Raw genomic sequence first — 20,136 nt, forward strand, 5'->3', positions numbered from 1 at the left:
CGGCGCGCGTCAAGGTAGTTGTCGCCTCGTTCATGCAGCCAACGGCTGTAAATCAACAGACTGCGAATGCGTCTTGACGACGGAGTCACGTTCAGGATTCAGGGTCACCGCACCGATGGGGGGCCAGTTCCGCTTGACACCTGACCAGCGGCGGGGGTTGCGCTCACGAGCCTCGAGGTACAGCCCGTGGCGAGCGGCGAGGATCGCCGCGTCGTCACCCGCGTGACGCTGCGCCGGGGCTGACGTAGCGGATGCCGCTGTGGCGGTGCTCGTGGTTGTACCAGCGCACGAAATGCGCGGCCCAGTCCCGAGCTTCGGCGAGGTCGGTGAAGCCCTTGTGCGGGAACTCGGGCCGGTACTTCGCGGTGCGGAACAGGGCCTCGACGTAGGCGTTGTCGTCGCTCACGCGCGGGCGCGAGTACGACGGTTTGACGCCCAGCCAGTGCAGCATCGCCAGCACCGTCGTGGCTTTCAGCGTCGAGCCGTTATCGCCACGCAGCACCGGCTTGGCTGTCATCGCGTGGATGCCCTCGGCCAGCGCCGTGCGCTTGACCAGATGCGCGGCGTGGTCGGCGTCGTCGCTGTCGTGGACCTCGAAGCCCACGATCTTGCGGCTGTACACGTCCAGGCAGATACAGGTAGAACCAGCGCCCGATCACCGCCGCAGGCAGGAACGTCATGTCCCAGCACCACAGCTGCCGCGGCGCGGTGGCCACATGCGTGGTCGGCGGGCGACTCTTGCGCGGTGCCCTGGCACGGCCACGATGACGCGTCTGCCCGTGCTGGCGCAGCACCCGTTGGAAGCTCGACTCGCTGGCCACGTACACGCCCGCGTCAGCCAGCACGGGCACGATGCGCGCCGGGGGCATGTCGGCGAAGCGCGGCTCGTTGGCTACGTGCAGGATCTGCTCGCGCTCGGCAGGCGTCAGCGCGTGCGCCGGTGTCGGCCGTAGCGCGTCGGGCCTGCCATCGCCCGATACGAGCCCTTCGTGGGCCTTCCAGCGTTGCAGGGTGCGCACGTCGATGCCGGCAACCTCGCAGGCCAGGCAAAGCCGTGCGCCGGCCTGGTGAGCCGCTTCGATCTCTCGGGCCAGGTTCTGGCGATCTTCGAGGCCGATCATTCGTCCTCGCCCTTGTCCTTGTTGAAGATCGCCCCGAGTTTTTTTGACAGTACGAGCAGCGCTGCTGTCTCGGCCAGGGCCTTGTCCTTGCGCCGCAGCTCACGCTCGAGCTCCTTGATGCGCCTACGGTCGTGCTTGGTCTGCTGTGGGCTGGCGCGCGCCTCCTCGGGCTCGGCCAGCGCCTGCGTCGCGCTCTGGCGCCATTGCTGCAGTTGCTGCGGGTACACGCCGTGCTCACGGCACCACGCGCTGCGGGCGACCTCATCCATGGCCGCCATGGTGATCACGGCCTCCAGGCGAGCTGCCGCCGTCCAGTTCCGCTCGCGAGCGGGATTGGCCAGCGCCTCACCGCGCCAGCGCTCCAGCGTATCCGCGCTCACTCCGATCTCGCGCGCCACCACTTCCAGTGGTGCACTCTCAGGTGGCAGCAACCTTGCCACCGCTTTGTTCTTGAATGCTTGTCCGTATCGAGCCAACTTGTTCTCTCACCATCGCCCCCTTGCTTTGAAGTTGACGGCAGGGGGGCCGGCGCCTTCGGCGCCGGCCCAGGCTGTGCATTTGTGGACGATGCGCTTCGCGCACCGGCCGGCTTGCCGTGGACAACGCTCGCGTTGCCCACCGCGCCGGCCTTCGCCCACAACTACACAGCCTCCCACCACCATTTATGAGCTTGATCCTCTCAAAGATTCAAGCTCTATCGGGGCGACAACTATTCTGCCGCGGGGGGCCTGGTCGAGGCCGCTGGCAATGCGCTCGCAACGTTTATCAGCCCCCCAGCCGTACTGCCATATTGACCTGGCCGTCTCCCAGCCTTACGAGCACAATGGCAGCAGAGGCCGTTGCGGCTCGAGCGTCGAAACGGTCGAAACGGTCGAAACGGTCGAAACGGTCGAAACGGTTGAAACGGTTGAAACGGTTGAAACGGTTGAAACGGTGGACGCGGCCAGCTTCGGCGCGACCAGGGCGACGGTGTCTCGACATCCTCCGGGAGAGGCGCCCAGCGTGCCGAGCCAACCGTCGGCCAATGCGTGCATCGCCGCGGCTTGCTGCGACCCATGTAGCGGCTTTGGTCGATCTCTCGCGCGGAAGCCCGCCGGCGCATGGGCTTAGGGACGATTCGGTACCGGAGCATTTCGATTCTCCTCGGCTCATCACTGCCTCGTGGGACTTCATCAAGTCACCCCTTCAGCACGCAACAAGCCTAAAATCGAGGGCCCTTGCACTCAAGTGGCTCCAATATGCCGAAAGCGCCGTGCCTCCATTGCGGCGGAATTCCACTGGCTCCATTACGCCGAAAAGATGAACCGGGCTCCCTTCTATGCGCCGTAGGGTGACGGCACTATCGCGTCTATCGCGAAGGCCCGATGGGGTGCGCGAGCTCCGATTTGGATCGGTGAGGACATACACAGGCGCAGAAAGGTTGCGAAAATGACGCAATGGATGCACTGGATAAGCTGGATCGCCTGATATTGCGCACGCTGCAAGCAGACGGGCGGGCGACGTACGAGCAGCTTGCCGAACAGGTCGGCCTCTCGCCCAGCGCCGTCCTCCGCCGGGTCAAGCGTCTCGAAGAAGGCCGCGTCATTGACCGATACGTTGCTCTTGTCAAGCCCGAATCTGTGGGGTTGGGCCTCACTGCCTACATAAACGTCAGGCTCGAGAAACACACGGAGATCCACAAGCGCAATCCCATGGACGTCTTCCGCGCGAGCGTCCAGACTTGGCCGGAAGTCGTCGAATGCGCGGCGTTAACCGGTGATATGGACTACTTGATGCGCGTTGTTGTTGCCGATATGGCGCATTACAGCCGTTTCATCATGGAAACGCTGCTCAAGCACCCGAGTGTGGAAGACTGCAAGACAAGCTTTGTGCTCGACAGGGTCAAGACCACAACGGCAGTTCCCGTATAAAAACTGTTGGAACGGCGCGATTTTCTTGCCATCACCTCGAAAAACGTCACCGGGCCGGCACTTATCGGCATTGTCTGACTTGCTTGCTAGGTGAAAACCCTTATATTGGGAGCATGCTCAGTGCAAGTTCCCTTCTCACGGCGTCGCTCGGCGCTGGCCCTTTCTTCAAAGTGCCAGCGGCTGAACCGCGCTTGCCGGACGATCCAGGTCAGCCGGCGGTCCTCGTGCCGATACGTTCCATTGGTCCGGGCGAGCGCGAGCGAATCGCGCGCCACCTGCTCGATCTCGATCTTCACGACCGCTTCCTGCGTTTTGGCTATGCCGCTTCGGATGAGCAAGTGCGCCATTACGTCGACTCGCTCGATTTCGAACGTGACGAGATATTCGGCATTTACAACCGGCGTCTCGAAATCATCGCAATGGCCCACTTGGCGTTTCCGCCGGCAGATCAGCCAATCGATTGCGCGGAGTTCGGTGGGTCCGTGTCGAAGCAAGTCCGTGGTCGTGGCTATGGCGCGCGACTATTCGACCGCGTCATCGTCACCGCGCGAAATGAGGGCATCGGCATGCTTTTTATCCACGCACTCAGCGAAAACGCCGCAATGCTCAAGATCGCGCGCAAAGCTGGCGCCACGGTCGCCCGCACCGGCTCCGAAGCCGAGGCGCATCTGCAGCTGCCGAAGGCCGACTTCGACAGTCGCATGGCCGAAATTGCGCTCGATAACTTCGGCGAAATCGACTTCCAGCTGAAGGCCCGGGCCATGCAGTTCTGGGGCTTTCTTCACCGAATGCAGGCAATCCGCCGCGGCGCGCGGTCGACGACCGAACACACCGAGTCATAGGTAGCGGCAGGGGGTCGCGGTCGGGTTGGCAGGCGCCAACTTGCCGGGGAGGCGTTCACCTTTCCGGTATCCTTGCGCTTCCCCAACTACGCCCTCCAGCAGTGGCCGACCCTCACCCTGAGCGCACCCCCGTCGAACGGGAAGACAAACGAAGCTTTCTGCAGAAGCTGGCCGAATTCATCCACCCGGGACCGGATTCGCGCGATGAGCTGATCGAAACGCTGGCCGACGCGGAGGACAACGACGTGATCGGCGCCGAGTCGCGCGTGATGCTCGAAGGGGTGCTGCGCATGGCCGACATGACGGCGGGCGACGTGATGGTGGCGGCGCCGCGCATGGATCTGCTGGACATCGACGCTTCCCTTGATTCGCTCATTCATGTCGTGATCGATACGGCGCATTCGCGCTTTCCAGTCTACGAGGGCGAACGGGAAAACATCATCGGCATCCTGCTTGCGAAGGACTTGCTCAAGCTGCAGCGTGCGCCGGGGTTGAACGTGCGTGCCTTGTTGCGGCCGGCGACTTTTGTGCCGGAGAGCAAGGGACTTAATGACCTGCTGCGGGAGTTCCGCGGCAATCGCAACCACCTTGCGATCACGATCGATGAGTTCGGCCGCGTTGCCGGCCTCATCACCATCGAGGATGTGCTCGAGCAGATCGTCGGTGAGATCGAGGATGAGTTCGACATCGGCGAGGAAGAGGGCGACATCTTTGGCCTGGCCGATCACACCTACCGCGTCTCTGGCGATACGCCGATCGAGCGCGTGGCCGAGGCCTTCGGCATCTTGTTCGATGAAGACGCGCTGAGCGAAGACTTCGACACCATCGGCGGCTTGATTGCGCACGAGATGGGTCATGTGCCCAAGCGGGGCGAGCACCACGCGCTGGGCGGCTTCGACTTCGTGGTGCTTCACACCAAGGGCGGCGCTGTGCGCTGGTTCAAGGTCTCGCCCGCGCGCGGCGACGACGCTGCAGATTGAACACGACGCTGCTTCGCGCGTTCGGTTTCGCGCTAGCCGGCGGGGCGCAAGCGGCGTCGATTGCCTGGCCGTGGGGCGGTCGCCCGCTCTGGTGGCTTCAACTGCTGTCTTTGGCTGCATTGGTCCGGCTGCTTGACGGCTTGCGCCTCCATGCCGCGTCGAAGTCGTGGCGCAGGAGCTTCGGTCTTGGCTGGGCCTTTTCGATCGCGTGGCTTTGCGGCAACTTCTGGTGGCTCTTCATCTCGATGCACACCTACGGAGGCATGGCCTCCCCGCTGGCGGCGCTGGCAGTCTTTGCGCTGGCGGCGGCGCTGGGGCTTTACTATGCCGCCGCTTGCGCCGTGTATGTCGCGTGGAGGCCGGTCCGACCGCTTTGGCGCCCGATATTCTTCGCGGCGCTCTGGACATTGGCCGAATTGATTCGCGGCTATTGGTTCACGGGTTTCCCGTGGGGTGCCGGCGGCTATGCGCACGTCGACGGACCGCTCGCAATGTTCGCGCCCTTGATCGGCGTGTATGGCATCGGAGCGCTCGCTGCACTCGTCGCTGCGGCGATGGCCCAATGCATGCATCTCGACTATCGCCTCAAGCGATCGTGGCTGGCACCGACGGGTGTGCTGGTCGCGCTCGGCGGGCTGGCTTCATTGGGCGCGGCGGACGTTACTGCAATCGCAACGAAACCGCCGCCCCAGCTGCAAGTCGCGCTGCTCCAGGGCAATATTCCGCAGGACCAGAAGTTCATTCCCGGAGGGGGTATTGCCACGGCACTCGAATGGTACGGCGTGCAATTGCGAGATGCGACTGCTTCGCTCGTCGTCACGCCCGAAACCGCGCTGCCATTGCTGCCGAGCCAGTTGCCGCCGGGTTATCTCGATGCCGTGGCGGCGCGTTATGCAGGCGACGCCCAAGCGGCAATCGTTGGCTTGCCAATGGGCGACCGGGGGGGCTACACGAACACGGTGCTTGGATTCAAGTCGGGTCAGGCCACGACGTATCGCTACGACAAGCATCATCTTGTGCCGTTCGGCGAGTTCGTGCCGGGCATGTTCCGCTGGTTCACCGAGATGCTGAGCATCCCGCTGGGCGACTTCGGTCGTGGCGGGCTGCCGCAGCCGCCCTTTGAGTGGCGCGGCCAGCGCATCGCGCCGAACATCTGCTACGAGGACTTGTTTGGCGAGGAGATCGGCGCGAATTTTCGCGACGAGGCGACTGCGCCGACCATCCTGCTCAACGTCAGCAACATCGCGTGGTTCGGCGACTCGGTCGCGATCGACCAGCACCTGGCCATCTCGCGCATGCGCGCGCTCGAGTTCCAGCGGCCGATGGTGCGCGCCACCAACACCGGCGCCACGGTGGTGATCGACCACCATGGCGTCGTGACGCAGTCGTTACCGCGACTCACGCGCGCTGTGCTGGTGGCGATGGTGGAGGGGCGCAACGGACTCACGCCGTATGCGGGCTGGGTCTCGCGATTCGGGCTGGTGCCGATATGGATTGCGGCGATGCTCGTGATTGCAATCACGATCCTGTCCGGGGTGCTTCGGCGCCGCAGATAGGGCGGCCAGACCGTTCGGCGACGAACGGCGCCATAGCGGTGCTGCCCTCGAGGCGTGCAGATCTCTCGCCGAGGATGCTGGCCTTGCCTGATGAGCTCGCTCATCGCGCCCGTTCGGCCAGCGCCAGGTGTGCGATTTCCTTGCAGCCCGGAGAGCCAATGAATGAATGGATGGAAGCCAGCATCGAATCGGTGACCCCGGGGCCGGCGATGAGTTATGCGCCTTTCGCATCGACTGCCTTGGGCGCAGTGCGGGCCAGATTGCCGGGCGTGTGGCTGAAGGCGACGATGATGCCGCCGGGCATCGCGATGTCGGCCGTGTAGGGCCCAATGGCGGCGCCCCCGTAAAATCACCGGCTTTCGCGGACTCCGTCCGCGCTTGTGTGCTCTTTGTCCGGTCTACGCCGGCCAGTCTCATGTTGACCTTCCAGCAAATCATTCTCAAATTGCAGTCGTACTGGGCCGAGCAGGGCTGCGCATTGCTGCAGCCCTACGACATGGAAGTGGGTGCAGGCACCTCGCACACCGCGACATTTCTGCGTGCGCTGGGGCCGGAGCCGTGGAAGGCGGCCTATGTTCAACCGAGCCGCCGTCCCAAGGACGGTCGCTATGGCGAGAATCCGAACCGCATGCAGCATTACTACCAATACCAGGTCGTGCTGAAGCCCGCGCCGTCGAACATCCTCGAGTTGTACGTGGGCAGCCTCGAAGCACTCGGCTTCGATCTGAAGAAGAACGACATCCGCTTCGTCGAAGATGATTGGGAGAACCCGACTCTCGGTGCGTGGGGACTGGGTTGGGAGGTTTGGCTCAACGGCATGGAAGTCACGCAGTTCACTTACTTTCAGCAGGTCGGCGGCATCGACTGCAAGCCGATCACGGGTGAGATCACCTACGGTCTCGAACGCCTCGCGATGTATTTGCAAGGTGTGGACAACGTCTATAACCTGACGTGGACGGATGGCCTGACGTATGGCGATGTCTACAAGCAGAACGAAGTCGAACAGTCGACCTACAACTTCGAGCACAGCGACGCCGAGTTCCTGTTCACGGCCTTTTCCGCCCACGAGAAGCAGGCGAAGCACCTGATGGAACAACAGCTTGCATTGCCTGCGTACGAGCAGGTTCTGAAGGCCGCACACAGCTTCAACCTGCTGGATGCGCGCGGCGCCATCAGCGTGACCGAACGTGCTGCCTACATCGGCCGCATCCGCAACCTCGCGCGCAGCGTTGCGCAAAGCTATTACGAGAGCCGCGAGCGGCTCGGCTTCCCGCTCGCACCTCGCGAGTGGGTTGCGCAAATTCCGAAGAAGGCCGCCTGAGCGATGAGCATGAATCACAACAAGAACCTGCTGGTCGAACTGTTCGTTGAAGAATTGCCGCCGAAGGCATTGCGCAAGCTCGGCGACGCGTTTGCGGGTGTGCTGCGAGATCAACTCGTCGCGCAAGGCCTGGCTGGTGGCGGCTCGGTGCTGACGGCATTTGCATCGCCGCGCAGGCTGGCGGCGCACTTGACGGACGTCGCGCCGCACGCGGCAGACAAGGCTGTTTCGCAAAAGCTGATGCCGGTCTCCGTCGGGCTCGATGCCTCGGGCGGCGCGACGCCGGCTTTGCTGAAGAAATTGACTGCGCTCGGTGCCGATGCATCGGCAGTGGCCGGGCTCAAGCGCGCGCAGGATGGCAAGGCCGAGGCGCTGTTCTACGAGAGCACGGTGAAGGGCGCGACGCTTGCGGAAGGGTTGCAGAAGGCGCTGGCCGAAGCCATTGCGAAGCTACCGATTCCCAAGGTCATGAGCTATCAGCTCGAGGCCAATTGCGAGTTGCCGGGCTGGAGCAGCGTGAGCTTCGTGCGACCCGCGCATGGCCTCGTGGCGCTGCACGGCAGCGATGTGTTGCCGGTCGAAGCGCTTGGCCTCCAGTCGGGCCGAGACACGCACGGCCACCGCTTCGAAGCGAAGGTCGATCCGGTCGTGCTGCGCGATGCCGACAGCTATGCGCAGCAACTTGCCGACGAAGGCGCGGTGATCGCAAGCTTCGACGCGCGCCGCAGCGACATCGCGCGGCAGCTTGCCGCTGCGGCGGCGAAGGTGGGCGGCGGCGCAAAGCCGATCGAAGACGATGCGCTGCTCGACGAAGTGACGGCGCTGGTCGAGCGCCCCAACGTGCTCACTTGCGCGTTCGAAAAAGAGTTCCTTGCCGTGCCGCAAGAGTGCCTGATCCTCACCATGAAGGCCAACCAGAAGTACTTTCCGCTGGTCGATGCGCACGACAAGCTCACCAACAGGTTCCTCGTCGTCAGCAACATCAGCCCGGACGACGCGAGTGCAGTGATCCAGGGCAATGAACGTGTCGTGCGCCCGCGCCTGGCAGATGCGAAGTTCTTCTTCGACCAGGACCGCAAGAAGACGCTGGCTTCGCGCGTCGAGTCGCTGGGCAAGGTGGTCTATCACAACAAGCTGGGTACGCAGGGCGAGCGCGTTGAGCGCGTGACGCGCATTGCAGGTCGGATCGCTGAGAAATTGAAAGAGACGACTGGAGCGGATGACACGCTTTCGGCGCTGGCAATGATGGCTGCCCAACTGGCGAAAGCCGATCTCGTCACTGACATGGTCGGCGAGTTCCCCGAGCTGCAAGGCACGATGGGCCGCTACTACGCACTGCACGACGGGCTTCCAGGCGAAGTGGCCGACGCAATCGAGGACCACTACAAACCGCGCTTTGCGGGCGACACGTTGCCGCGCGGCGATGTCGGCGTGGTCGTCGCGCTGGCCGACAAGCTCGAAACGCTGGTGGGCATGTTCGGTATCGGCAACTTGCCGACCGGCGACCGCGATCCTTTTGCGTTGCGCCGGCATGCGTTGGGCATCGTGCGCATGCTGGTCGAACGAGCATTGCCCCTGCACTTCCACGAACTGACGCGGCTCGCGTACGAGGCGTTCGGCCCGCTGCTGGCCAAGGACCCGTCGGTGGAGCTCGACGAGTTCCTCATCGAGCGGCTCAAGGGCTACCTCAAGGACACCGGCTATTCGGCTCCGGAGGTCGATGCCGCCGTGTATGCGCGCAAGCTCACCGAATGGTCGAGCCTGCCGAAACGACTTGCCGCCGTTCGCTCGTTCGCCGTGCTGCCCGAGGCACCCGCACTGGCCGCTGCCAACAAGCGCATCGGCAATATCCTGAAGAAGTCGTCCGAATCGGCGGACGCCCAGGTGACCGATGCGCTGCTGCAAGAGCCCGCCGAGAAGGCGCTGCGTGCCGCGATGCAACAGGTCGTCCCCACCGCCGACGCGCAATTCGACGCCGGCGACTACACCGCATCGCTGCAATCCCTGGCCGCGTTGCGCGCGCCGGTCGATGCCTTCTTCGACGGCGTGATGGTCAATGCCGAACAGGCAGACTTGCGGCTGAACCGCCTGGGCCTGCTCAAGTCGCTGCACGAGTCGATGAACCGCGTGGCGCAACTGGAGCGGCTCGCAACCTGAGGCCATTGTCATGAAGCTCGTCATCCTCGACCGTAACGGCTCCATCAACGTGCACCGCGAAGACTTCGTCAAGAGCGAGATCGAGTGGACGCCGTTGCCCAGCGCGCTGGAAGCGATTGCGCGGCTCAACCATGCGGGTTGGCATGTGGTAATCGCGTCCAACCAGTCGGGGCTGGGTCGCGGGTTGTTCGACGTGGCGTCGCTCAACCAGATGCACGCGAAGATGCACAAGATGCTCGCGGCCGTGGGTGGCAAGGTCGATGCGGTGTTCTATTGTCCGCACAGCCCCGATGAGAACTGCGAATGCCGCAAGCCGAAGCCGGGTTTGTTCCTGCAGATCGGCGAGCGCTTCGGCGTCGATCTTTCCGGCGTGCCGACGGCGGGCGACAGCCTGCGCGATGTGCAGGCGGGCGCGGCGGCCGGGTGCGAGCCGCACCTGCTGCTGACCGGCATGGGCGAGGCGTGCCGCGGCATCATGCCATTGCCGCCCGAGTACCCGCCCGGAACGCAGGTGCATGACAACCTGGCGGCTTTCGTCGATTTCCTGCTGGCGCGCGAAGAGCGCGAAGACAAGGCGGCGCTGGCGGCGCCGCAAGACTGACATTGTTTCCATTGCACAAGAAGACCGACTCCATGGCATTGCTTCGTTCCATTCTTCACATGCTGTGGATGCTCGTCACCGTGATCCCGTGGGGCCTCATCATGGTGGTCGCCTCGATCTGGCGCCGGGGCGAGCCGCTGTGGTGGATGGCAGTGCGCTGGCTCAGCTGGGCGATTGGCGGCGCGCGCGTGATCCTCGGCATCGAGACGCGCGTGACCGGCATGGAGAACCTGCCGCAGGACAAGCGTGCCGGCGCAGTGCTGTTGGTCAAGCACCAGTCGACCTTCGAGACCTTCCTGATGCCGACGCTGATGTCGCATCCGCTGGCCTATGTGTTCAAGAAGGAGCTGATCTATGTGCCTTTCTTCGGCTGGGCGATGGCGCGGCTCGACATGATCCACATCGATCGCAGCCAACGTGCGCAGGCGTTCAACAAGGTGGTCAGCCAGGGCCGAGCGCTGCTGGCGCAAGGCATCTGGATCATCATGTTTCCCGAGGGCACCCGCATTCCGCGCGGGCAGAAGGGCACCTACAAGTCGGGCGGCACACGGCTTGCCTGCGAGACCGGCGCGCCGGTGGTGCCCATTGCCGTGACCTCGGCGAAGGTCTGGCCGCGCAAGGCCTTCATCAAGCGGCCGGGCATCGTGGATGTGTCGATCGGGCCCGCGATTCCGAGCGTTGGCCGCAAGCCCGACGAGTTGATGCGCGAAGTCGAAGCATGGATCGAAGCAGAGATGCGTCGGCTCGACCCCGAGGCGTATCCATGACGCACACTTCAAGGCCAAGGGGCTGACGCCATGCGCGGGCTGCTGCAATACACGCTGGACCTGTTCGACAGTCTGTCGGCGGACGCGCACGAGTTGGCGGTGCCGTCGACGAAGAAGCCCCCGCGCGCAGATCATGCTGCGCCGATGACCCCGGCCGCCCAGGCCGCTCCGGCCACCGCGGCCGTTCCCGGAGCTGATCCTGTCAAGAGCACATCGAAGCCCGAAATATCGCTGGCCGATTCGCTGACCCCCGCGCGTTTCGTGCATCCGCGCGCCACGCGCGAGGCCACGCTCGGCAATGCGCGGGTGGCCTACGAATTCACGCGCGGCCAGCGGCGGACGATCGGTTTCGTGGTCGGTGCAGAAGGGCTGTCGGTCAGGGCGCCGCGCTGGGTGGCGTTGCGCGATGTCGATGCGGCACTGCAGGAGAAGTCGGCGTGGATCCTTCGCAAGCTGGCCGAGGTCGACCAGCGCTATGCAAAGCTGGAAGCAACGCGCATCGAGTGGCGCGACGGCGTGAGCTTTCCGTTTCTCGGCGAACCCGTGGTGGTCCGGCTCGACCCGAAGCACGGGTTCAAGGGCGTTGGCGCGGTGCTCGAAGCCAGCGACCCGACGATGCCGAAGACATTGCGCATGGCGCTCGCGCACAACGCGACGCCTGAGCAGATTCGCGATGCTGCGCAAGCGTGGCTCTCGCGGCAGGCGCGGCGCATCTTCATCGAGCGGCTCGACCATTTCGCGCCGCGGCTCGGCGTGCAATGGACCAAGCTGTCGCTCTCGAATGCGTCCACGCGCTGGGGCAGTGCGAGCATCGACGGCGCGATTCGCCTGCACTGGCGACTCATTCACTTCCGGATGCCGGTGATCGACTACGTGGTCGCGCACGAACTGAGCCATCTGCGCGTGATGGACCATAGCCCGCGCTTCTGGGAAACGGTGGAGAGCGTGGTGCCGGACTACGGTGTGCTGCGCAAGCAACTCAAGGACGAGACGATCCCGCGCTGGTACTGATTGAACACCCCCGAAGCGCCTGCGGCGCCTCCCCCTCCAGGGGGCGCACCCAGCGGCCCGGCAAAGCCGGTTCCGCGGGTGCCCACGAACAGACTTCGCCGTGCTCGTCCTGGTTTCATGCGTCGCGAGTCACGCGATAGCGGGGTGGAAATAAAACACCCCCGAAGCGCCTGCGGCGCCTCCCCCTCCAGGGGGCGCACCCGGCGGCCCGGCAAAGCCGGTTCCGCGGGTGCCCACGAACAGACTACGGCGTGCTCGTGCGTCGCCGGTCCCGCGATAGCGTGGTGGCTGAAGTGAGGCGAAGCTCTCTGGAAAAAGCGCGTGCCTTATGGTCCATCCGGACTGGCAACTGGCAACTGGCAACTGGCAACTGGCGACTGGCGACTAGTGCTGGCAGACGCCATGATCGCGCCTCACGGGAGCCAGCCGGGAGGCTGGGATGTTCATGGCGGTGAACGCCGGTTGATCCGGACCAGCGCGAGTCAGCGCGCCCAGGCCATGCCGCCATCGACGACGAGCGTCGCGCCCATCACATAGTCGCCCGCGCGCGATGCCAGGTAGATCGCCGCGCCGGCCATGTCCTCCGGCGTGCCGATGCGGCCGGCAGGGATTTGTCCCCTGACCTCATCGGCATGGTCGCGCGCCTCCTTGTTCATGCTGGATGCGAACGCACCTGGCGCGATCGCGCTGACGGCGATGCGTTCCTGCGCCAGGCGCAGCGCCATGCGCTTGGTGAGGTGGATCAGGCCGGCCTTGCTGGCGGCGTACGAGTACGTCTCCTGCGGGTTGATCGACACGCCGTCTATCGATGCGATGTTGATCACCTTGGACAGGTGGTCGGTGGCGGCGGCCTTGAGCATCGGTGTGAGCGCCTTCGTCAGGAAGAAAGGCGTCTTGAGGTTCAGGTCGACCACCTTGTCCCAGCCGCTTTCGGGGAAGTCGCCGTACGGCGCACCCCATGCGGCACCAGCGTTGTTGACGAGGATGTCGAGCGTCTTTTCATGTCTCGAATAAGCCTCGACCAGGGCCTGTGCGCCTTCGAGGGTCGACACGTCGGCCGGCAGCGAAACGCATTGGCCGAAGGCCGACAGTTCCTTGGCGGTCTGGTCGCAGGCATCCGCCTTGCGCGCGGAGATATAGACGCGGGCGCCTTGTGCCAGATAGCCCTCGGCGATCATGCGGCCGATGCCGCGCGAGCCGCCGGTGATGAGGGCGGTGCGGCCATTGAGGGAGAAGAGTTGTGTGGTGTCCATGCGTTGCTCCTGAAGGAGCGCGCAGCTTAGTGCCGGTCGTTGCCTCTTTCGGTCGCCAATGCGCCAACCTGGCGCGCGCTCGACGCGGGCTTGGCCATTGCGGGGGCATTGCGGGGGGCGGGCGCAGTCGTCGAGATGACCCGGGGAGTTGGGATGGAGGTGCTGATCGCGCTGCGGTGCCCGGCCGCCACTTCTCGCGAGCATGTTTTGGTCGTGCTGTCAACGCCCCCAGTGATGGGGAAATGGCAGTGCCTCACTCGTATGCTTGGGCATGAATGCCAGTTCCGACAGGCCGATGACCACACCAAACTTTCAGACAGGGGAGGAGTTCGTCGACTCCTACCTGATCAGCCATTACCCGACCAGCCTGATCGACGTGCGCCAGTTCAAAGGCGATCGTCGCCTTACGCTGCGGCCCGTGATGCCACAGGACAACCAGTTGCTGGCGGACTTGATCAATCGCTTGTCGGAGCGCTCGCGCTCGCGTCGATTTCCCAACGCTCAATTGCCGGCGTCGGCTGACGAGTTGGCGAGCCTGGCCTGCGTCGACTACCGCCGTCACCTTGCCTTGGTCGTGGCAGTTCACGAATCTGGCCGGGAGCGGCTGGTGGCGGAAGCGCGCTACCTGATCGACCCCGACGGCCAAAGCGCGGAATTCATGCTGATGGTGGACGATCGCTGGCAACGCCAGGGCATTGCGACATGGGCTTTGCGTGCATTGAGCAACGCAGCCCATGCGGCCGGCGTCAGCTGGTTGCGTTGCGATGTGCTGGCCGACAACGAGCCGATGCTGGCACTGATGCGGCACGCCGGCTTTTGCTGCACGGTCGACCGCAGCGATGGCGACATCGTGCATGCGGAGACGCGGTCGCGTGCGTTAATTGCGCGCGCCTCGGCGCCGCGGGCCAAGCCGTTTGCGTCGGTATTGCGATGGCTGGAATGCCTCCTTGCCACGGACGCGCCGTTCAGCCGGTCGACGACGACAACGCAGCGTTGATTTCCGCAAAGCCGGGGCGGAGGGCAACAGGGTCCTCCAGGCACCGTAGCTGAAGCTCGCGCCAACGTGCGAGCGCCGTATCGTCGGCGTCGTGGCTGCGATCGAGCAACTCTTCCAGCAGGCAGCCGAAGGCGCGCACCTCGATGCGCTCGAGCGCCGGGGCCTGCGCACCGGTGCCGACGAACGATGCCGCGCCGAAGTCGCCGAGCATCGCCCGGCCTGCGCCATCATGGAGGATGTTGTGGCCGTAGAGATCGCCATGCAGGATGCCGCGCTCGTGCAGTTGCTGGGCGGCACAGGCTACCTGCCGCGCAACGGCAAGCGCCGTGGCCAGCGGCCAGCTTGCGTGCTCGTCATAGATGTCTCGCGTACACGAGTGGAAGCCGGGGGGACCGGCCAGGTTGCGAAAGTGAGGCGGCACCAGTTCGAGCACCAGCGCCTCGACGTCTTCGGGGTGGTTGGCGATGCGGCCGTGTACCGCGATCAGCCCGTCGTTCTCGCCGGCCGCCATGCAGGCTGCCATCTCGCTGTGCGGCCAGCCGTCGCTGGTTACGGCACCCTTGAACAGTTTCACCGCCACCGCTTCGCCCGCATCGGCCGTGCGCTGCCACGTGCCCCGGTGAATGAGGCCGGATGCACCTTCGCCGAGCCGTTGCTCGAGCGTGAGCTGTGACCAGTCGATGACGGGTACGGCTTGCCGCGACAACGCGGCAGCTTCATTGGCATCGCTGAAAGGATTGCCGGCGCAGGCCAGCCAGGCCAGCCGTGGCAGTTGCAGCAACCATTCCGGCAAGGTGTTGAAACGGTTGGCCGAGATGCGCAGCAGTTCGAGGCGGAGGCAACTCGCCATGTCCTCGGGCAGCGAACGCAGGCGATTGCCGGCCAGCATGAGCTTCTGCAATCGCGGAAAGCGATCCCAGCCCGCGGGCAATGATTCGATGGCGTTGTCGGTCAGGATCAGCCAGCGCAGTCGCTCGGGCAGGGCGCTCGCGGGCACGTCGCGGATCTGGCAGGACTTGAAGCCGATCATCTCCAGCGAGTGGCAGGCGCCGAGCGACGCGGGCAACGCAGTGAAGCGGTTTTCGGAACAGAAGAGGATGCGCAGGCGATGCAGCCGCGCCATGTCGTCGGGCAGGCTTTGCAGCGCATTGCGCGTGAGGTTCAGTACCTCGAGCGTGTCGGCAAGGTCGAATATTTCGCGTGGAAATTCGGTCAGTCCGCAGGAGAGGTCGAGCCAGTGGTGGCCAGCCAGTTCGCCGCTGCGAAGCTGCGCGAGCGTGTGCCCCTTCAACACGGGTCAGGGCGCGCCGAAGCGGTAGACACCCTGCGCATCGACGGTGCGCTTGAGTTGGCCCGCGAATCGCAGCAGATGCAGGTGCGCCACTGTTTCACCCATGGCAAAGGTCATCTGGTGCAGGTCGAGCGGGCGCTTGAACATGATCGGCAATGCTTCGGCCGCGGTGTGCGGCTGCTCCGTGCAGGCCGCGAGCATTTCAGCAAGCCGGTCGCGGTGGTGTTCCTGCAGTTGCCCGACGCGGCGATGAACGCCGGTGAAGGGCTTGCCGTGCGAGGGCAGGCCGAGCGTGTCTTCAGGCAGTTCGAGAAAGCGTTCGATGCTGTCGAGGAACAGGCGCAGCGGGTTTGCGTCCGGCTCGCCGGCATGCACGCTCACGTTGGTCGAGATGCGCGGCAGCATCATGTCGCCGCCGACGAGGGCATGCAGCTCATCGCAATACAGCGCGATGTGCTCGGGTGCGTGGCCGTAGCCGCTGATGCATTTCCAATCGCGACCGCCGATCTGTACCGTGTCGCCGTCGAGCATGCGTACGAAGGTGTCGGGCACGCCGGGCACCAGGTTGCGGTAGTAGTTGCTGCGTCCGCGGATCGTGGCGACGGCTCCAGGGTCCGTCAGGCCGTGTGCAGCGAAGAAGTCGGCTGCGGCGTCGCCGCCGGCCAGGGTGTCGCTGGCATCGGGACTGGTGAGCGTGCGGGCCACGTGGTAGTCGGTGGAACTGATCCACAGCGGCACTTTCCAGCGCGCGCACAGCCAGCCGGCCAGGCCGATGTGATCGGGGTGCATGTGCGTGACGATCACGCGCAGGATCGGCATGCCTTCGAGTTGTGTCGCGAAGATGTCTTCCCATTGCTTGCGCGACGCATCGTGCGCGATGCAGCAATCGATTACCGTCCAGCCTTCGACGCCGTCGATGGTGTCGCGCAGCAGCCAGAGGTTGATGTGGTCCAGCGCAAAGGGCAGCGCCATGCGAATCCAGCGCACGCCGGGCAGGACCTCGTGGGCAATGCCCGGAGTTGGCAAGAAGTCGCCCAGGGGGTAATGGAGTTCGCGTTCGAGCAAGTTCATGTACTATTGACGTTTACGTAAACGTCATGGGTGAATCGCCCATTGTAGGTACAGCGGCCCGATCGTGCTGTCGCACCCGCAACGGCCCTCACCCTCATCCGGATGGAATCGCAGACTTTTACCATCAGCGAGCTCGCCAGGGAATTCGACCTGACCACGCGCGCGATCCGTTTTTACGAGGACAGGGGCCTGCTCACGCCCATGCGCAGCGGCCCGGGCGGCCGGCAGCGCGTGTACACGGCGCGCGATCGCGCGCGGCTCTTGCTGACCCTGCGTGCCAAGCGGCTCGGCCTGAGCCTGACCGAGGCGAAGGAAATCCTCGACATGTACGACAGCCCGCGCGACACGGTGCCGCAATTGCAGCGCTTCCTGGGCGTCCTGGGTGCGCACCGGGCGCAGTTGGAGGGTCGGCAGGCCGAATTGCAAGCCAACCTGGACGAGGTGCGCGAGCAAGAGAAAAAGACGCGCATCACGCTGGCAAGGGCGCTCAAGGCCAAGGCCGGTTGAAATGAAACACCCTCGATGCGCCCGCGGCGCCTCCCCCTCAAGTCCCCTCGAGGGGGCGCACCCGGCGATCCGGCAAAGCCGGTTCCGCGGGCGCCCACGAACAGACGTCGCAGTGCTCGTCCCTGGTTCTTGTGTTCGCAGCTCACGCGATCGCGACGTTGAACTGAAATGATCAACCCAGTCTATTAACGCTCATTGGACAATACCTTTCATGTCAGACAATCTCCCGGACCTTTTCGCGCACAACCGTCACTGGGCCTCGCAGATGGAGCGAGATCGCCCCGGCTTCTTCACCGGCCTGGTGAAGCAGCAGACGCCCAAGTACATGTGGATCGGCTGCTCCGACAGCCGCGTGCCCGCCAACCAGATCACCGGCCTGGAGCCGGGCGAGGTGTTCGTGCACCGGAACGTGGCCAACATCGTGGTGCACTCCGACCTGAACGCTCTGTCGGCGATCCAGTTCGCGGTGGAGCGCCTGAAGGTGCAGCACATCATGGTGGTCGGCCACTACGGCTGCTCCGGCGTGCAGGCGGCCATGGAAGGCGCGCGCATCGGCATCGCCGACAACTGGATCCGTCACATCCAGGACGTGCGCGACCGGCATCGCGTGCTGCTCGAGACCGTTGCGCCGGAGTCGCGCGCCGATGCGCTGTGTGAACTCAACGTGACGGAGCAGGTGGTCAACGTGGCGGTCAGCACCGTGATGGTCGATGCCTGGAGCCGCGGCCAGAACGTGAGCATCCATGGCTGGGCCTTCGGCGTGCATGACGGCCTGCTGCAAGATCTTGGCCTGACGGCCGACAACAGCAAGCCGCTGGACAGCCTCTACAAGGCGGCCGTCCAGCGCATCCGCTACAAGTGGAGCGGGAACGGCAACGGGATGCACCACAATTCGGAGGTCGTCAAGGAGGCTTGAAAGAGCATGTTCCCGCAACGACTCGACTCCCCGCTCGCGTACGACATTGCCAAGGCGCTGATCGACGGTTTCAATCGCCATTACCGGCTGTTTCGTGCGGAATCCTCGCGTGCCAAGCATCGGTTCGAAACGGCCGACTGGCATGGTCAGCAGCGCGCCCAGCGCGAGCGCATCGAGTTCTATGACCTGCGCGTGAACGAGGCCGTGGCCCGGCTTGAGAAGGAGTTCAGGGCGGGCGAACAGCCGATGGACGTCTGGCACCAGACCAAGCTGCACTTCATCGGGCTGCTGGTGAACCACCACCAGCCCGAACTCGCCGAGACTTTCTTCAACTCGGTCACCACGAAGATCCTGCACCGCGCGTATTTCCAGAACGACTTCATCTTCGTGCGGCCGGCTATCAGCACCGAGTACATCGAGCCGCGCGGCGCACCGCATTTCCGCGCCTACTACCCCACGCACGACGGACTGGCCGACACCGTCGAGCGGGTGATCGACGACTACGCGCTGCTTGGCACCTTTGCCAACCGACGGCGCGATGCCGAGCGCGTGGCGGCTGCGATCCTCGGGCGCTTTCACCAGGTCAAGCTGCGGGCCAATTTCCAGTTGCAGGTGCTGTCGGGCCTGTTCTATCGGAACAAGGGCGCCTACCTGGTCGGCAAGATCATCAACGGTTTTGTCGAACTGCCGTTTGCGCTGCCCATCCTGCATGACAGCAAGGGTCACTTCTACGTCGATGCGACGTTGTTCGGCGAGGACGACCTGCAGATGCTGTTCAGCTTTGCGCGTGCCTACTTCATGGTCGACATGGAGGTGCCCTCGGCCTATGTGCAGTTCCTGCGGTCGCTGATGCCGCGCAAGCCGCGCGCCGAGATCTACAACGCGCTGGGGTTGGCGAAGCAGGGCAAGACCCTGTTCTACCGTGACTTCCTGTCGCACCTGAATTATTCGAGCGACAAGTTCCGCATTGCGCCCGGCATCAAGGGCATGGTGATGCTGGTCTTCGACCTGCCGTCGTTCCCGTACGTGTTCAAAGTCATCAAGGACTTCTACCCGCCGCAGAAAGAGACGACGCGCGAGCAGATCAAGGGCAAGTACATGCTGGTGAAGCATCACGACCGCGTGGGCCGCATGGCCGACACGCTGGAGTACAGCGACGTCGGCTTTCCACTGGATCGCTTCGAGCCCGACCTCATCGCCGAGATCGAGAAGTTCGCGCCGAGCCAACTGGAGATCGGGGATACCGACGGCAACGGCGAGATGGAAGTGGTGCTCAAGCACGTCTACATCGAGCGGCGCATGATCCCGCTCAACATCTACCTGCAGGAAGCGTTCGACCAGCTCGCCTCGCCTGACGGACCGGCCACGGCCAAGCGCGCCCGCGACCAGTTGGAGCATGCGGTGACCGAGTACGGCAATGCCATCAAGGACATGGTGGCGGCCAACATTTTTCCAGGTGACATGCTGTGGAAAAACTTCGGTGTCACGCTCAACGGCAAGGTCGTGTTCTACGACTACGACGAGATCGAATACATCACCGACTGCAATTTCCGCAAGGTGCCGGAGCCGCGCAACGAGGAAGACGAAATGAGCGGGGAGATCTGGTACAAGGTCGGCCCGAAGGACGTGTTTCCCGAGACTTTCGGCCCGTTCCTGCTGGGCAACGATTCAGTGCGCAAGGCTTTCATGGCGCACCATGCCGACTTGCTCGACGCGGCCTTCTGGCAAAGCCACAAGGAGCGCATCCAGGCCGGGCAGATGCTGGATGTATTCCCCTATGACGAGGCGCAGCGCTTTCAGCATGATGGGCACGCGCCGTATTTCTAGGCTCGCCC

Annotated in this window: 17 protein-coding genes and 1 pseudogene; 14 read left to right on the forward strand and 4 right to left on the reverse strand. The window is 64.2% G+C overall.

Going from position 1 to position 20,136, the window contains the following annotated elements; all coding sequences use genetic code 11:
- Positions 1-30: 30 nt before the first annotated feature.
- A pseudogene (locus WKW80_RS17865) lies at positions 31-1,597 on the reverse strand (IS3 family transposase).
- A 960-nt stretch (positions 1,598-2,557) separates the two neighbouring features.
- Between WKW80_RS17865 and WKW80_RS17870 the strand changes: the two are divergent.
- The 10 genes from WKW80_RS17870 to WKW80_RS17915 all read left to right on the forward strand — a co-directional run bounded on the left by WKW80_RS17870 (position 2,558) and on the right by WKW80_RS17915 (position 12,266).
- Positions 2,558-3,031, forward strand: a complete 474-nt coding sequence (locus WKW80_RS17870; RefSeq protein ID WP_340364906.1) for an Lrp/AsnC family transcriptional regulator — start codon at positions 2,558-2,560, stop codon at positions 3,029-3,031.
- Positions 3,032-3,144: 113 nt separating this feature from the next.
- Positions 3,145-3,873 carry a GNAT family N-acetyltransferase gene (locus WKW80_RS17875; protein WP_340364907.1) on the forward strand — a complete coding sequence of 243 codons (729 nt, stop codon included), beginning with the start codon at positions 3,145-3,147 and terminating at the stop codon, positions 3,871-3,873.
- A 101-nt stretch (positions 3,874-3,974) separates the two neighbouring features.
- On the forward strand, positions 3,975-4,853 hold the full coding sequence (locus WKW80_RS17880; protein WP_340364908.1) for an HlyC/CorC family transporter: 879 nt from the start codon (positions 3,975-3,977) through the stop codon (positions 4,851-4,853).
- Complete coding sequence (lnt, locus tag WKW80_RS17885; RefSeq protein WP_340364909.1) at positions 4,850-6,409, forward strand: apolipoprotein N-acyltransferase; 1,560 nt, start codon at positions 4,850-4,852, stop codon at positions 6,407-6,409. The genes WKW80_RS17880 and lnt overlap by 4 nt, the downstream gene beginning before the upstream one ends.
- 158 nt (positions 6,410-6,567) lie before the next feature.
- Positions 6,568-6,732: a hypothetical protein gene (locus WKW80_RS17890; RefSeq protein ID WP_340364910.1), complete on the forward strand. Its 165-nt coding sequence runs from the start codon at positions 6,568-6,570 to the stop codon at positions 6,730-6,732.
- A gap of 92 nt (positions 6,733-6,824) precedes the next feature.
- Positions 6,825-7,730: a glycine--tRNA ligase subunit alpha gene (gene glyQ / locus WKW80_RS17895; protein WP_340364911.1), complete on the forward strand. Its 906-nt coding sequence runs from the start codon at positions 6,825-6,827 to the stop codon at positions 7,728-7,730.
- Between the two features lie 9 nt (positions 7,731-7,739).
- Entirely contained in the window at positions 7,740-9,887 is a 2,148-nt protein-coding gene (gene glyS / locus WKW80_RS17900) for a glycine--tRNA ligase subunit beta (RefSeq protein WP_340364985.1), read from the forward strand.
- A gap of 10 nt (positions 9,888-9,897) precedes the next feature.
- Positions 9,898-10,488 (forward strand): D-glycero-beta-D-manno-heptose 1,7-bisphosphate 7-phosphatase, encoded by a 591-nt coding sequence (gene gmhB, locus WKW80_RS17905; protein WP_340364912.1) that lies wholly within the window; start codon positions 9,898-9,900, stop codon positions 10,486-10,488.
- Positions 10,489-10,520: 32 nt separating this feature from the next.
- A complete protein-coding gene (locus WKW80_RS17910; RefSeq protein ID WP_340364913.1) occupies positions 10,521-11,255 on the forward strand; it encodes a lysophospholipid acyltransferase family protein in 735 nt (244 codons plus the stop codon).
- A gap of 30 nt (positions 11,256-11,285) precedes the next feature.
- The gene (locus WKW80_RS17915) at positions 11,286-12,266 is read left to right on the forward strand and encodes a M48 family metallopeptidase (RefSeq protein ID WP_340364914.1); all 981 of its coding nucleotides are present in this window, start codon (positions 11,286-11,288) and stop codon (positions 12,264-12,266) included.
- Positions 12,267-12,748: 482 nt separating this feature from the next.
- On the opposite strand, the gene WKW80_RS17920 is transcribed toward WKW80_RS17915, so the two are convergent.
- Complete coding sequence (locus WKW80_RS17920) at positions 12,749-13,519, reverse strand: SDR family oxidoreductase (RefSeq protein WP_340364915.1); 771 nt, start codon at positions 13,517-13,519, stop codon at positions 12,749-12,751.
- Positions 13,520-13,814: 295 nt separating this feature from the next.
- Between WKW80_RS17920 and WKW80_RS17925 the strand changes: the two genes are divergently transcribed.
- Positions 13,815-14,516 carry a GNAT family N-acetyltransferase gene (locus WKW80_RS17925; protein WP_340364916.1) on the forward strand — a complete coding sequence of 234 codons (702 nt, stop codon included), beginning with the start codon at positions 13,815-13,817 and terminating at the stop codon, positions 14,514-14,516.
- Here the strand turns inward: WKW80_RS17925 and WKW80_RS17930 are convergent.
- Positions 14,485-15,807: a leucine-rich repeat-containing protein kinase family protein gene (locus tag WKW80_RS17930; RefSeq protein ID WP_340364917.1), complete on the reverse strand. Its 1,323-nt coding sequence runs from the start codon at positions 15,805-15,807 to the stop codon at positions 14,485-14,487. The two genes, WKW80_RS17925 and WKW80_RS17930, sit on opposite strands and share 32 nt — an antisense overlap.
- A gap of 6 nt (positions 15,808-15,813) precedes the next feature.
- The gene (locus tag WKW80_RS17935) at positions 15,814-16,878 is read right to left on the reverse strand and encodes an MBL fold metallo-hydrolase (protein ID WP_340364918.1); all 1,065 of its coding nucleotides are present in this window, start codon (positions 16,876-16,878) and stop codon (positions 15,814-15,816) included.
- 102 nt (positions 16,879-16,980) lie between these two features.
- On the opposite strand from WKW80_RS17935, the gene WKW80_RS17940 reads away from it, so the two are divergent.
- The 3 genes from WKW80_RS17940 (at position 16,981) to aceK (ending at position 20,128) form a co-directional block, all read left to right on the forward strand.
- Positions 16,981-17,385, forward strand: coding sequence for a MerR family transcriptional regulator (locus tag WKW80_RS17940; RefSeq protein ID WP_340364919.1), 405 nt, complete (start codon positions 16,981-16,983; stop codon positions 17,383-17,385).
- Between the two features lie 211 nt (positions 17,386-17,596).
- Entirely contained in the window at positions 17,597-18,301 is a 705-nt protein-coding gene (gene can, locus WKW80_RS17945) for a carbonate dehydratase (RefSeq protein ID WP_340364920.1), read from the forward strand.
- A 6-nt stretch (positions 18,302-18,307) separates the two neighbouring features.
- Complete coding sequence (gene aceK / locus WKW80_RS17950; protein WP_340364921.1) at positions 18,308-20,128, forward strand: bifunctional isocitrate dehydrogenase kinase/phosphatase; 1,821 nt, start codon at positions 18,308-18,310, stop codon at positions 20,126-20,128.
- The last annotated feature ends 8 nt before the right edge of the window (positions 20,129-20,136 follow it).

Source organism: Variovorax humicola (assembly GCF_037889915.1).
GTDB lineage: Bacteria > Pseudomonadota > Gammaproteobacteria > Burkholderiales > Burkholderiaceae_C > Variovorax > Variovorax humicola.